The 13,538-nt window shown below is 43.2% G+C and carries 16 protein-coding genes; 13 read left to right on the top strand and 3 right to left on the bottom strand.

Going from position 1 to position 13,538, the window contains the following annotated elements; translation table 11 throughout:
* Positions 1-53 precede the first annotated feature (53 nt).
* Complete coding sequence (alaP, locus tag KXZ66_RS15655; protein ID WP_003229105.1) at positions 54-1,445, top strand: alanine permease AlaP; 1,392 nt, start codon at positions 54-56, stop codon at positions 1,443-1,445.
* A 245-nt stretch (positions 1,446-1,690) separates the two neighbouring features.
* Here alaP and KXZ66_RS15650 read toward each other — a convergent pair whose 3' ends face one another.
* Positions 1,691-2,206, bottom strand: a complete 516-nt coding sequence (locus tag KXZ66_RS15650; RefSeq protein WP_014477735.1) for a gamma carbonic anhydrase — start codon at positions 2,204-2,206, stop codon at positions 1,691-1,693.
* Between the two features lie 48 nt (positions 2,207-2,254).
* Between KXZ66_RS15650 and ytpA the strand changes: the two genes are divergently transcribed.
* Entirely contained in the window at positions 2,255-3,034 is a 780-nt protein-coding gene (ytpA, locus tag KXZ66_RS15645) for a phospholipase YtpA (RefSeq protein WP_003229109.1), read from the top strand.
* A 20-nt stretch (positions 3,035-3,054) separates the two neighbouring features.
* The gene (gene tbcS / locus KXZ66_RS15640; protein ID WP_004399076.1) at positions 3,055-4,158 is read left to right on the top strand and encodes a tetraprenyl-beta-curcumene synthase; all 1,104 of its coding nucleotides are present in this window, start codon (positions 3,055-3,057) and stop codon (positions 4,156-4,158) included.
* Here the strand turns inward: tbcS and KXZ66_RS15635 are convergent.
* Positions 4,148-4,732: a tRNA 5-(aminomethyl)-2-thiouridylate-methyltransferase MnmM gene (locus KXZ66_RS15635; protein WP_120028506.1), complete on the bottom strand. Its 585-nt coding sequence runs from the start codon at positions 4,730-4,732 to the stop codon at positions 4,148-4,150. The genes tbcS and KXZ66_RS15635 overlap by 11 nt on opposite strands.
* A complete protein-coding gene (locus tag KXZ66_RS15630; RefSeq protein ID WP_032726458.1) occupies positions 4,729-5,697 on the bottom strand; it encodes a tRNA modification radical SAM protein MnmL/YtqA in 969 nt (322 codons plus the stop codon). The genes KXZ66_RS15635 and KXZ66_RS15630 overlap by 4 nt, the downstream gene beginning before the upstream one ends.
* Positions 5,698-5,858: 161 nt before the next feature.
* On the opposite strand from KXZ66_RS15630, the gene KXZ66_RS15625 reads away from it, so the two are divergent.
* The 10 genes from KXZ66_RS15625 to bceS all read left to right on the top strand — a co-directional run bounded on the left by KXZ66_RS15625 (position 5,859) and on the right by bceS (position 13,506).
* Positions 5,859-6,131: a YtzC family protein gene (locus tag KXZ66_RS15625; RefSeq protein WP_003229117.1), complete on the top strand. Its 273-nt coding sequence runs from the start codon at positions 5,859-5,861 to the stop codon at positions 6,129-6,131.
* Positions 6,132-6,285: 154 nt separating this feature from the next.
* The gene (locus tag KXZ66_RS15620) at positions 6,286-6,423 is read left to right on the top strand and encodes a hypothetical protein (RefSeq protein ID WP_003229119.1); all 138 of its coding nucleotides are present in this window, start codon (positions 6,286-6,288) and stop codon (positions 6,421-6,423) included.
* Between the two features lie 33 nt (positions 6,424-6,456).
* Positions 6,457-6,849 carry a GntR family transcriptional regulator YtrA gene (ytrA, locus tag KXZ66_RS15615; RefSeq protein ID WP_003229121.1) on the top strand — a complete coding sequence of 131 codons (393 nt, stop codon included), beginning with the start codon at positions 6,457-6,459 and terminating at the stop codon, positions 6,847-6,849.
* Positions 6,842-7,720, top strand: coding sequence for an ABC transporter ATP-binding protein YtrB (gene ytrB / locus KXZ66_RS15610; RefSeq protein ID WP_003229123.1), 879 nt, complete (start codon positions 6,842-6,844; stop codon positions 7,718-7,720). The genes ytrA and ytrB overlap by 8 nt, the downstream gene beginning before the upstream one ends.
* Positions 7,714-8,700 (top strand): ABC transporter permease YtrC, encoded by a 987-nt coding sequence (ytrC, locus tag KXZ66_RS15605; RefSeq protein ID WP_015483589.1) that lies wholly within the window; start codon positions 7,714-7,716, stop codon positions 8,698-8,700. The genes ytrB and ytrC overlap by 7 nt, the downstream gene beginning before the upstream one ends.
* Positions 8,701-8,729: 29 nt before the next feature.
* A complete protein-coding gene (gene ytrD / locus KXZ66_RS15600) occupies positions 8,730-9,707 on the top strand; it encodes an ABC transporter permease YtrD (protein ID WP_049140982.1) in 978 nt (325 codons plus the stop codon).
* A gap of 14 nt (positions 9,708-9,721) precedes the next feature.
* Entirely contained in the window at positions 9,722-10,417 is a 696-nt protein-coding gene (gene ytrE / locus KXZ66_RS15595) for an ABC transporter ATP-binding protein YtrE (protein ID WP_014477726.1), read from the top strand.
* Positions 10,407-11,717: an ABC transporter permease YtrF gene (ytrF, locus tag KXZ66_RS15590; RefSeq protein ID WP_047183062.1), complete on the top strand. Its 1,311-nt coding sequence runs from the start codon at positions 10,407-10,409 to the stop codon at positions 11,715-11,717. The genes ytrE and ytrF overlap by 11 nt, the downstream gene beginning before the upstream one ends.
* 96 nt (positions 11,718-11,813) lie before the next feature.
* Complete coding sequence (bceR, locus tag KXZ66_RS15585) at positions 11,814-12,509, top strand: two-component response regulator BceR (RefSeq protein WP_070547660.1); 696 nt, start codon at positions 11,814-11,816, stop codon at positions 12,507-12,509.
* A complete protein-coding gene (gene bceS / locus KXZ66_RS15580) occupies positions 12,502-13,506 on the top strand; it encodes a two-component sensor histidine kinase BceS (RefSeq protein ID WP_161619632.1) in 1,005 nt (334 codons plus the stop codon). The genes bceR and bceS overlap by 8 nt, the downstream gene beginning before the upstream one ends.
* Positions 13,507-13,538: the final 32 nt, after the last annotated feature.

Here is a 13,538-nt window from a genome sequence, read left to right as displayed (position 1 = left end):
CGGAATATTCAGAAAAATGATATAATGATATTTTTTTCTAGGGGAGAAGAAGCATGCAAAAACAAAAACAAGAGCTGCACCGCGGACTCGAAGAAAGGCATATTTCTTTAATGTCTTTAGGAGCTGCTATAGGAGTAGGGTTGTTCCTCGGCTCCGCATCAGCTATTCAATTAGCAGGGCCTGGTATTTTGGTAGCGTATGCCGCAAGCGGCCTGGTCATGTTTTTTATTATGAGAGCGCTTGGGGAAATGGCCATTCAAAAACCGGTCGCAGGCTCCTTCAGCAGGTATGCGCGTGATTATTTGGGACCGCTTGCAGGCTATTTAACAGGGTGGAACTACTGGTTTTTATGGGTTGTCACCTGTATGGCCGAAATTACTGCTGTCGGTATCTATATGGGGTTCTGGTTTCCTGACGTGCCAAACTGGATTTGGGCGTTATCGGCACTGGTCATTATGACGGGTGTTAATTTCCTGGCTGTCAAAGCTTACGGTGAGTTGGAATTTTGGTTCGCATTGATTAAAATTGTTGCGATCTTATCCATGATTGCTGTCGGTTTATTGATGATTATTGCAGGAGTCGGCAATGGGGGCATTGCCACTGGAATCAGCAATTTGTGGAACAACGGAGGATTTTTCCCTCATGGTTTAAAAGGGGTTCTATTGTCTCTTCAAATGGTCATGTTCGCCTATTTAGGGATTGAAATGATCGGGGTGACGGCTGGCGAAGTAAAAAACCCGCAAAAATCGTTAGCCAAAGCAATCGATACAGTATTTTGGAGGATTTTGATTTTTTATGTAGGCGCTTTATTTGTCATTATGTCTATTTATCCGTGGCAGGAAATTGGCTCTCAAGGAAGCCCATTTGTTCTCACATTTCAAAAAGTGGGCATTCCATCGGCGGCAGGTATCATTAACTTTGTCGTGTTGACTGCCGCGCTGTCTTCATGCAACAGCGGTATTTTCAGCACAGGACGGATGCTGTTTAACTTGGCGGAACAGAAAGAGGCGCCACAAGCATACGGTCAGCTGACGAAAGGCGGCATCCCGGGTAAAGCTGTTCTGGCTTCAGCGGGGGCTTTATTAGTCGGAGTGCTGTTAAACTATGTTGTCCCTGCGAAGGTATTTACTTGGGTTACAAGTATTGCGACCTTCGGAGCGATTTGGACGTGGGCAATCATTTTGCTTTCTCAAATAAAATACAGGAAAAGTTTGAAGCCGGAAGAAAAGAAACAATTAAAGTACAAAATGCCTTTATTTCCGTTTACGTCTTATGTGTCATTGGCATTTCTAGCATTCGTCGTCATTCTTATGGCTTACAGCCCTGATACAAGAGTAGCCGTGATTATCGGGCCGATATGGTTTCTCATCTTGCTGGCTGTGTACTATGGAAAAGGGTTTCACAAAAAAAATGCGGCTGCTGCCAGCGAACGAAATATCAGCTGACAAAAAGAGCTCCCAGTGGGCTCTTTTTGTGTGTGCTCATAGAAAATAGAGAACAGGAAAGAATAGGTATGTGTGTTTGCAGAGGCTGTTTATAGTTTTGTGATAAGATAAAAGTCATACGTTTCATGCTATATGTGAACGTTTTATGGAAAAATCGAAACCCGAACTGTGATGACGTCCGGGTTAACGATGGTTATTGCTTTCAAATATAATTTGAAAAATGGTAAAGTAAGACGAAGCAGGTCTTATGTTTGTTGAAGAAATTTATAATATTGGCCCTTTTCTACATATTCTGACCGTATTCTTTGCATATCTTTTCGGTCTTCTTCCGTCAAAGGGCGGATGACTTTTGCAGGGCGGCCAAAGGCGAGATGGCCAGGCGGAATGGTTTTTCCAGGCGGGACAAGACTGCCGGCACCAATAAAAGCGCCTTCGCCAATTTCGGCTCCGTCTAAAATGATTGAGCCCATGCCGATTAAGGCGTTCTTGCGGATAACAGCGCTATGAAGTGTAACCTGATGGCCTATCGTGGCGTCATCTTCAATGAGCAGCGTCTTGTTCGGGCTTTGATGGAGGCAGCTTAAATCCTGGATATTGACTCTGTTTCCGATTCTGGTCGGCGCAACATCTCCCCTTATGACAACAGAAAACCAAATGCTGGACTGTTCTCCGATCACGACATCACCGGTAATTGTTGCATTATCAGCTATAAAGGCTGTTGGGTGGATATCTGGCTTGTGTTCCTTATAAGGGTAGATCATAAGATTCATCCTTCTTTCTCTATTTAAATTTCGTATGAGGTGAAGAGCATGTGGACCTGGAAAGCAGACAGACCTGTTGCCGTGATTGTAATTATTCACGGGGCAAGTGAATATCACGGACGATATAAATGGCTGATTGAAATGTGGCGGTCCTCGGGTTATCACGTTGTCATGGGCGATTTGCCTGGACAGGGAACAACGACAAGAGCGAGAGGGCATATTCGCTCGTTTCAAGAATACATTGATGAAGTAGATGCTTGGATAGATAAAGCGCGAACTTTTGATCTGCCGGTTTTTCTTCTAGGTCACAGCATGGGCGGTCTGGTCGCGATTGAATGGATTAAACAGCAAAGAAATCCCAAGATTACGGGAATTATTTTATCATCACCGTGTCTCGGACTGCAAATTAAAGTGAATAAAGCGCTTGATCTTGCATCAAAAGGCCTGAATGTCATCGCTCCGTCACTTAAGGTTGATTCGGGATTATCAATTGATATGGCGACGCGCAATGAGGACGTCATCGAGGCTGACCAAAATGATTCGTTATACGTCAGGAAAGTTTCTGTCAGATGGTACAGAGAGCTTTTAAAGACAATTGAATCGGCAATGGTGCCGACAGAGGCATTTTTGAAAGTTCCGCTTCTTGTGATGCAAGCCGGTGATGACAAGCTTGTTGACAAAACGATGGTCATCAAGTGGTTTAATGGTGTTGCTTCTCATAATAAAGCATACAGAGAGTGGGAAGGGCTTTACCATGAGATCTTCAATGAACCCGAGAGAGAAGATGTCTTTAAAGCAGCAAGAGCGTTTACTGATCAATATATTTGAACTAGTAGGGGGTGCATGTGTTGACAGTACCGGAACATCCTTTTGGATTGATGGCAAAGGTATATCGAGATATTTTTCCGCTCGTTCATCAAGAGCTGGACATATGGAAGCAAAAATCAGAATCGATTCATAACAGTGAATTGAAAGCACAGGCAACCGCAAGTATTCGGGACAAAACGTTTCACTGTGAAGGCGGCGGCATACTGGCCTTATTGTCAGGCAGCCAAAAGCAGAAATGTGTCGAGTTTATCATCGCGTATCAAACGATTAGTGATTATTTGGACAATCTGTGTGACCGCAGCACCTCGCTGGACCCGCAGGATTTTCGGATGCTCCATGCCTCAATGCAGGACGCACTGACAGTTGGGGCGGAACTGCAAAACTATTATCAATTCAGGGAAGAACAGGATGACAGCGGATATTTGCATGAACTGGTCAAAACGTGCCAGCGTGTTCTCGGCTCCATTGAGCACTATGACATGATTAAACCTTATCTGCTTGAACTGTGCGGCTATTATTGCGATTTGCAGGTGCATAAGCACGTTATTGAGCATGAGCGTGTTCCGCGGCTTGAAAAGTGGTTTACTCAATATGAATCAGAGCTGCCTGAGATGGAATGGTATGAATTTTCAGCCTGTGCAGGCTCAACGTTAGGCATTTTCTGTCTGGTTGCGTATTCGTTCCAGCCTGATTTCACAGAAAGCACCGCTAAAAAAATCCGCGACAGTTATTTTCCTTACATACAGGGCCTTCATATCCTGCTTGATTATTTGATTGATCAAGAGGAGGACTTGCTGGAAGGAGACTTGAATTTCTGCTCGTATTATCAGTCTCATGAAGAGATGATGGACCGGCTTGAACACTTTATCCATAAAGCCGACGAGCATTTACAAGGCATTCCGCATGAAAACTTCCATCGTTTAATCAATCGCGGCTTGCTTGGCGTTTATTTGTCAGATGATAAAGTGGCGGGCCAAAAGGAGATGGGCCGGCTCGCAAAGAAGCTGATCAAAGCCAGCGGAAAAACCTCCCTTTTCTTTTATATCAACGGCAGAGCCTACCGGAAATTTCAAAAAATGTCCTGGATGAAAAACTCAAAGAAAAAAGCTCAAATCATTTGCTGATCTGAGCTTTTTTTTCGATGGCGATAATAAATGGCGGGTCATTTTGCTGATTGATAAATCCGTATGATAATACACGGGCTGTTTGCTGGTCCAAGTCCCGGCAAAACTCGAGCACGTCGTTTTTTTCAGCTTTGCCTTCCGGGTGGCCATGATAGACGACGAGAACAATCAGACCTTCGTCTCTCATGATGCCGAGAAGCTGTTCAATTGCTTTGATCGTAGAACTGCCGTTTGTCGTAATTGATTTGTCCCCGCCCGGCAAATAGCCGAGGTTAAATACCGCGGCCGCCACTTTGCCATGTGTTTCAGGCGGGAGGGATTCAGCGATTTTATCATGGCTTTTGTGAAATAACGTTGTTCGCGCTTGATACATGTCACCGAGCCGTTCCTTTGTATTGGCCACGGCTGATTCTTGGATGTCGAATGCGTACACATGGCCGTTTTCACCAACAAGCTCCGCTAAAAACTGTGTATCATGTCCGTTGCCCATTGTCGCATCTACGACAATATCTCCTTCTCCCGCGGCCATTTTCAGCAGTTCTTTGCTGTAGGGAAGAATTTTCTTCAAAATCATAGCACTGATTCCTCCTCAAGCCGTTGAAAGAACTTTCCTTGATAGCTGCCTCGGTTTTCTAGCTCTTTATTAATGGCGCCAAGCACTTCCCATTTGTTGACGCTCCACATTGGCCCGATCATCAACTCAATCGGTCCGTCACCTGTAATGCGGTGGACGATCATTTCAGGCGGAATGATCTCAAGCTGATCGCAGACGAGCTGCACATAATCATCTTGAGAAAGAAATTCCAGCTTCCCCTTTTCATATTGCTTGACCATTGGCGTGCCTTTCAGTAGGTGAAGCAGATGGATTTTAATGCCCTGTACGTCCAAATCTGCGACGGCCTTTGCCGTATCCATCATCATGTCCCGGTCTTCCAAAGGCAGCCCGTTGATAATATGCGAGCAGACACGTATGCCGTGTTTTCTTAATTTATTGACGCCTTCCACATAGCAGTTAAAATCATGTGCGCGGTTGATCAGAAGTGCAGTCCGTTCATGAACTGTTTGAAGCCCAAGCTCCACCCACAAATAGGTGCGTTCATTCAGCTCTGCCAGGTAATCAACGACATCATCAGGCAGACAGTCAGGGCGAGTGGCGATCGAAATGCCAACCACATCATCTAAAGCGAGGACGGATTCGAATTTCTCACGAAGCACCTCAACCGGGGCGTGAGTGTTTGTGAAAGCCTGAAAATAAGCGATGTACTTGCCGTCCTTCCATTTTTCGTGCATGCGGTTTTTGATGTCATGGAATTGCGTAATTAAATCATCGGCCCGGTTCCCGGCAAAATCGCCGGAGCCTGCTGCGCTGCAAAACGTACAGCCTCCGTGGGCTACGGTGCCGTCCCGATTTGGACAGTCAAAACCGCCGTCAAGCGCTACTTTAAACACCTTATGGCCGAAATGTTCTCTGAGATGATAATTCAATGTATGATAGCGTTTTTCCGTATTTGAATAAGGAAAAGGATTGTTCTGCATCACAATTCATGTGCCTCCTTGCGTACGATTGCATCCTAAAATTGTAGCACGCATTTCACAAGAGAACAAATGAATATCGACCATAAATTACTTTATTGAATAAAGTCAGATGAGGCTACAATATGAATGATGGATGAATTCCATTACCAAAAGGAGGGGTTACTGTGGCAACAAGACAATCAGTAGATGAACATCTCCAGCAATGTATGCAGGCCTATGATTATGCTGAAGAACAGCTGAAAATCGCTTCTAAACAAGAGCATTATAACGATCAAGAATATAGTGATGCACAAATGCAGCTAGAAGATGCGGTAAATGCCTTGAATAAACTATGGCTGTCGTCAAATGATCAGCAGAGAGAACAGCTGTACAGAATGAGACTTCAGCTTCAATCTTTGCAAAATAATATGATCCTGCAGCACCCTCTTGATGTGTAGGAAAACGGACCCTTTTAAAAGGGTCCGTTTTTTTGTAAAAAAAGGATTGACTTTGTGAGTCAAAGTATTTATTGTATTAAGTGTACTAATTGAAGTAATACACTATAGACACTAATATAAAATCATTTATATATTGACATTAAGGGAGGCAGTTATGAAACATAAAAAACGAAACAAACGTAACGTGCCAATGCTGATTGCGGCATCTGTGATCGCTTGTTCTTTTTTTCTTGTTCTTGTGATGATCGGTTTTGAATGGCAAAAAAGTATAATTGATCATTTTTATCTATAAAAGGTTCAGATCGTATAGAAAGTAGGGAAGTAAATGATTCAAATCGATCCAAGAAGCTCAACACCCATTTACGAACAAATTATTCAGCAAATGAAAGAGCTTTGTTTGAAAGGGATCATGAAGCCTGGTGATAAGCTTCCTTCTGTCAGAGAATTGGCAACGATCATTATTGCGAATCCGAACACTGTCAGCAAAGCGTATAAAGAACTTGAGCGAGAGGGGATTATTGAAACGCTGCGGGGCAGAGGGACCTATATATCGGAGAATGCAAAAACGACACTGGTTGAAGGGAAGATGACGATGATTAAAGAGCAACTCAAACAGCTCATCATCGATGCACACTATGCAGGGGTTGAGCTGGAAAAACTGCACGAATGGATAAAGGAAATCAGCGCTGATGTGAAGGGAGGCAAAAAAAATGATTGAACTGCGGCAGCTGTCAAAAGCGATTGACGGCAATCAAGTATTAAAAGATGTTTCATTAACAATCGAAAAAGGAGAAATCTTTGGATTGCTTGGACGCAATGGATCGGGCAAAACGACGATGCTTCGCTTAATCCAGCAAATCATTTTCGCTGACAGCGGAACGATTTTATTTGACGGCGTAGAAATCAAAAAGCACCCGAAAGTCAAACAAAATATCATCTACATGCCTGTTCAAAATCCGTTTTACGATAAGTATACATACAAGCAGTTAGTCGATATTTTGAGAAGAATATATCCGAAATTTGATGTCACGTACGCGAATGAGCTGATGAACAGATACGAAATTCCGGAAACGAAAAAATACCGTGAGCTGTCGACAGGCTTAAAAAAGCAGCTATCGCTCGTTCTGTCGTTTGCGGCGAGACCGGCGCTGATCCTCCTTGATGAGCCGACGGATGGTATTGATGCGGTAACTAGACATGATGTGCTGCAGCTGATGGTCGATGAAGTGGCAGAGCGTGATACGAGTATCCTGATTACGTCCCACCGGCTTGAAGACATAGAGCGGATGTGCAACCGAATTGGCTTTCTTGAAGATAACAGGCTGACCAACGTCATGGATCTTGATGAATTAAAAGAAGAATACATCAAAATACAAATGGCGTTTGACACAGATGTCAATCTGGCCATCAGAGAGCAAAACATTCCGATGCTCGATCAGGCCGGCGTGTTTTACACAGTGCTGATTCCGAAAAGCGATGAGGAGAAAAAGAGCTTTTTGAGAGAGCTGAAGCCAAAAGTATGGAATGAGCTTCCTGTCAACTTAGAAGAAGTGTTCATTGCGAAGTTTGGAGGGAAGCGGAGATGGTAGACCGAGGTCTCCTCTATCGAGAGTGGAAGCAGAATCAAGTGGTGATTTTGTTAAGTATCGCGTTTTTAGTGCTGGCAAATCCGCTTTCTATCGTTAATACGTATTTGTCTTATCAAGGATGTCTTGATCGCCAAGACCCGCAATATTGTGATTTTATTGTGAATTATTCCATAAGCAATCTGATAGATCTCAACTGGGTGCCGGGTGTCATTTTGGCGGTCTGCTTCCTAGGAATGGAACGTTCGAAAGGCACGATGGATTTTATATTAAGCCTTCCATATAACAGAAGCCAAATTTTCCAGACGAAATTTTGGTTAGGCGGTTTTGTGATTGTGCTGTCGCAATTGATTGGCTTTTTACTCGCATGGCTGCTTATTGTTGTCTATAACCCTGAACACGTCTACTTTTTTGAGCACAGCAGCGTTGGAGTAATTGTGATTAGTTTTATGGCTTTTTCACTGGTGATGGCCGCCGGAGCGTTAACTGGAAATGCTTTTGCCCAGCTGTTAACGGCGTTTTCTGCAGCTATATTGCCGTATTTAATTATTGCATTGCCGGTTGGAAACCTTGAAGTTGTTTTTGGTGTGAGTATATGGGAAATGTTCCCTTCCCCTGAGAGTTATTTCTCTCTGGCAAGCAATTTATCGAACCTAGTACCGATTAGTTACGTTGTAAATGAATGGATGACTAACAGTAAATATCTTTTATTGATTCCAGCCGTAATGAGCATTCTATTTTACTTGATTGGTTTGATAAGCTTCAAAAAGCATCCAAGTGAACGAAACGGACACTTTTTCTTATGGAACAGATTAGACCGTCCGGTGCAAATTCTGGTTATGGCTTTCGGCATCCTTGGATTTGGTTTATTTGGATACTATACCGGACATTCCATTATTGGTTATATTTTGGGTATGATCATTGGGGCAGTGGCTGGATTCTTTGTGAGCTACTTCTCTATTTATAAGAAAACAAAAGTGTAAGAAATGCCTTAGGTTTGGAGGGAAGTGAGTTGCCGGATTCCGGACTGCTTTACAAAGAGTGGCGGCAGAATAAAGTCGCCTTAGTTATCACCATTTTGGTTTTTATATTAGGTAATCCATTATCAATTTTAAATATGTATCTCATCTATCAAGGCTGTGTCACTGGAAAAGAAAATTGGGTCGGCCCCTGCGTATTCAGCGTTGATTATTTAAACAGCTCATTTATCTCATTGTTTTGGATTTGGGGAGTCGTTTTGGCGGTCAGCCAGCTAGGGATTGAACGAAGCAAGGGCTTTTTTGATTTTACATTAAGCCTTCCTTATACACGAGGGCAGATATTTAACGCGAAGTTCTTTACTAGCGGAATGGTGATTGTGATCCCGCAGCTCATAGGTTATGTTTTATCTGTTTTACTGATTTTGTTTTTGAAGCCTGATCAGGCCGTTTATTTTCACAATTACAGCTTGGGAATGATTATTGTTAGCATGCTGGCTTATTCTTTGATTATGGCCGGAGGAGCTTTGACAGGCAATAGTTTCGCACAGCTTCTAGTCTCATTTACCGTAGCCATTTCGCCGTTTTTACTCATCAGCCTGCCTGTGATCAACCTCGAGATCCTTATTGGCGGATCAATCGATTTTATCCATGGTCCAGTACCTAAATGGGTGCAGTATTTCATTCCGATAATTTATGTAGACTCAAAATGGGCTGAGAATTCACCATATTATTTAGTGATTCCGGCTATCATGACTATCATCTTCTACATCATCGGCTATATTAGCTTTGTCAAACTGTCTAATGAAAGAAACGGATATTTCTTCTTATGGAAGCCGCTTAACCGCCCGGTGCAGATCATCGTTATTATCATAGGAATCATGGGCTTCGGCTACTTTGGATTTTCTGCCAGCGAGAGCTTTGCAGGCTATTTCATTGGCATGGCTGCCGGCGCGGTAATCGGTTTCTTGATTAGTTATTTTGCGATTTATAAAAAAACAAAACTTTTGTAAGGGAGAGAGAACATATGATTGATGTTCAGCATATCGACCATTCTTTCACGATCGGAAAAAAGGGCCGTGAGAATGAAGTTCCAGTATTGAAGGATGTTTCATTACGTGTGGCGAAAGGTGAGATCGCCTGTATTGTCGGACGAAGCGGCTCAGGTAAATCAACGCTTTTGAATTTAATTTCCGGCTACATATCGCCGACAAAAGGGCGGATTGTCATTAATGGCACTGATGTTACGGGGTTTAATGAAAAGGAATGGGCGCAATTTCGGCTTGATCATTTCGGGTTTATTTTCCAAAGCTTTCAGCTCATTCCGGGCTTAACGACGTATGAGAATGTGGAAATGCCGCTGGCGTTAAAAGGAATCAAGCCATCTGAGCGGAAGCAAAAGGTGCAGGACATGCTGAAACGCGTCGGTCTGGAAAACCACGCCGCTCATTATCCGAATGAACTGTCAGGCGGCCAGCAGCAGCGTGTCAGTATTGCTCGAGCGTTGATTTTAAATCCTTCGATTATCTTAGCGGATGAGCCGACGGGAAGCCTTGATTCAGAAACGGAACATGAAGTGCTGGAATTGATCCAGCAGCTGAATCGTGAGCGTGGCATTACATTTGTGATCATTACTCACGATGATGAAGTCGCTTCTATCGGACATTCAAAATTTCAGCTTCATGATGGTGTGCTAAAAGGAGGAATTACCGTTGAGGTTTAAGGATCAGGTTCATTTTATCAGAAGAAATATGAAGAAAAACAGACTTCGCGTCTTTATGACGATTCTTGCGACAACAATGGCGTGTGCGTTTTTGGTTGTGCTGTCGTCCGTTGGGTTTGGGATTCAAAAGACAATTACAGATATGACAATGAGCCAGCAGGTTGTAACGAAAGTCAGTGTAATGGGCAAGGAAGGAGACAAGCCTATTAAAAAAGCTGACTTAGAGAAGTATGATCACGTAAGGTCAGTTGTAGAAAGAACACAAGTGTATGAACCAAACAAAGCTACTTTAGGCAATCGTACAAATGAAAGCTCAAATCTCATTTTTACTAATATGAATGATGAATTAAAGGCCAATATGGAATTGGAAAAGGGAAGAGTCGCAAAGTCAGAAAATGAAATCGTAGTAGGATACGACTTCGCAAAGAGATTATTGACGAAAAAAGAATCGGAAGAATATAACAAAAAAATCGAAGAAGCAAAAGGAAATCCAGAAGATATAAAAGAACCAAAGGGCTATACGAAAGATATTCTGAACAAAACAATAGAACTAAGTGTATCGAAGACAGATCCTAAAACAGGGGATGTTACAAAAACAAAAACATATGACTTTAAAATTGTCGGTATTACAAAAAAACCATCTCAAGACTGGATGGAGGACTCAAACATTTTTATCAGTGATCAATTCAAAAAAGATTTTTCGGAATTCTTAGATTTCAAAGGCGGAAATGTTGAAACGAACATTGGTGTTTTTGCTGATAAGTTTGAGAATGTGGAACAGCTGACAAATGATCTAACAGATGACGGGTACTATGTCACATCAGTGACTACCGAACTTGAGGGAGCCAATACCTTCTTCATGGTCTTCAAAATCGGACTGATCTTTGTCGGATGTATCGCAGTTATCATTTCAGCGATCGGCATTTTTAACACGATGACGATGGCGGTGACAGAGAGAACGCAAGAGATCGGCATTATGAAAGCGATTGGGGCGAGCCCGTCAATCATTCGCCGAATGTTCTTGATGGAAAGCGCGTATATCGGAATTTTAGGCTGTGTGATTGGGATTATCATTTCTTATGGCGTGAGCTACCTTGTCAACCTGGCCGTTCCGATGATTCTTGCGGCTACAAGCGGAAGCGATGCGGGCGACTTGAATTACACATTCTCCTACATCCCGGCGAGTCTTGTGATCATTGCCGTTGTGATTTGCGGAGGGGTCGCAGTCATTTCCGGAATGAACCCGGCGAGAAAAGCAACAAAAACCAACGTGCTGACAGCGTTGAGAAGAGAACTATAATGCGAACGAGCCGGCTGAGACAGCCGGCTTTTTCTATAGCACATGATAGCGTTTTGCTATACACTTGATAAAAAAGGAAAAAGTGCGGTGAATTGATTGTTTAAACTTTTGCTGATTGAAGATGATGAATCGCTGTTTCATGAAATCAAGGATCGTTTAACGGGATGGTCCTATGATGTATACGGCATTCAGGATTTCAGTCAGGTGCTGCAGGAATTTGCGGCGGTTAATCCTGATTGTGTCATTATTGATGTACAGCTGCCTAAATTTGACGGCTTTCATTGGTGCCGGCAGATCCGCTCCCGGTCAAATGTTCCGATTCTCTTTTTATCCTCCCGGGATCATCCTGCTGATATGGTGATGTCCATGCAGCTCGGGGCAGATGACTTTATCCAAAAGCCATTTCATTTTGATGTGCTGATTGCGAAAATCCAAGCGATGTTCCGGCGTGTGCACCATTATAATACGGAGCCGAGTACGATTAAAACGTGGTGCGGCGCTGCTGTAGACGCGGAGCAGAACCTCGTCAGCAATGACAAAGGATCTGTTGAACTGACCAAAAATGAGATGTTCATTCTTAAACAACTAATAGAGCAAAAAAACAAGATCGTCAGCCGTGAAGAGCTGATCAGAAGCTTGTGGAACGATGAGCGTTTTGTTAGTGATAATACGCTGACCGTCAATGTCAATCGCCTGCGAAAAAAACTGGACGTCCTGCAGCTTGGCGCATATATCGAGACAAAGGTGGGCCAGGGCTACATCGCGAAGGAAGAGGACAAGTTCTATGATTAAAGCATTCCTTATCGAAAGGCGGAGCTGGATTGCCGCGTTTTTGTTTCAGCAGGCTTTGATGCTGTTCATTGCTTTTGTCGATCCTTCCATATCATTCGGGAATGTACTTTATATGGTGTATTTGTGCATCTTGTTTTTTATCATATTCCTTTGGTTCCGCTATCGGAAAGAAACAGCGTTTTATAAAAGCTTGAAAACATGGGAGAACAATCTCGATGTGACAGCCATAAATGAACCGGAAACGCCGTTTGAAGCAATGGTTGAAAGAAGCATTGCCGGGCAAACAGAACACTTGAAGCAGACCGCAGCACGGCATCGCTTAGCATTGGAAAATGAAAAAGATGAGCTGATGGCATGGATCCATGAGGTCAAAACTCCATTAACAGCGATGCATTTAATCATTGATAGAATGGAAGAAAAAGCACTGAAATCCCAGCTGTCATATGAATGGCTGCGTATTCACCTGCTTCTTGATCAGCAGCTTCATCAAAAACGCATTTCATTTATTGAAAACGACCTGTCAGTAGAATTCATTCAGCTTCAGCCTTTGATCTTTAAAGAAATCAAAGACTTACAATCGTGGTGTATCCAAAAAGGGATCGGTTTTGACATACAGCTCGAGGCCAAAGAAGTGCTGAGCGATGCAAAATGGCTGGCGTTTATCATCAGGCAGCTGCTGACAAACGCGGTGAAATACAGCGAAGCCTCTGAAATTGAGATCAAAAGCTTTCGAAAAGGGGAACAGACGCAGCTCCAAGTGAAAGACTGTGGCAGGGGCATTGATCCAAAAGATGTACCGCGTATTTTTGATAAAGGGTTTACATCCACAACGGATCACCATGATCAAGCGTCAACTGGCATGGGGCTGTACTTGGCAAAAAAAGCAGCGGCGCCGTTATTGATCCTTATTGATGTTGAGTCGGAGTTCGGTGCGGGGACAGTTTTTACATTAACCTTTCCAAGACGGAATCAATTTGAACATGTCATAAGCATGTGACGAAAATGTCACATGCTTTTCTTTTTTGTTCG

Origin of the sequence: Bacillus sp. LJBS17 (assembly GCF_019334685.1) — a bacterium.
Taxonomy (GTDB): Bacteria; Bacillota; Bacilli; order Bacillales; family Bacillaceae; genus Bacillus; species Bacillus subtilis.
This window is presented reverse-complemented; position numbering and strand designations above follow the sequence as displayed.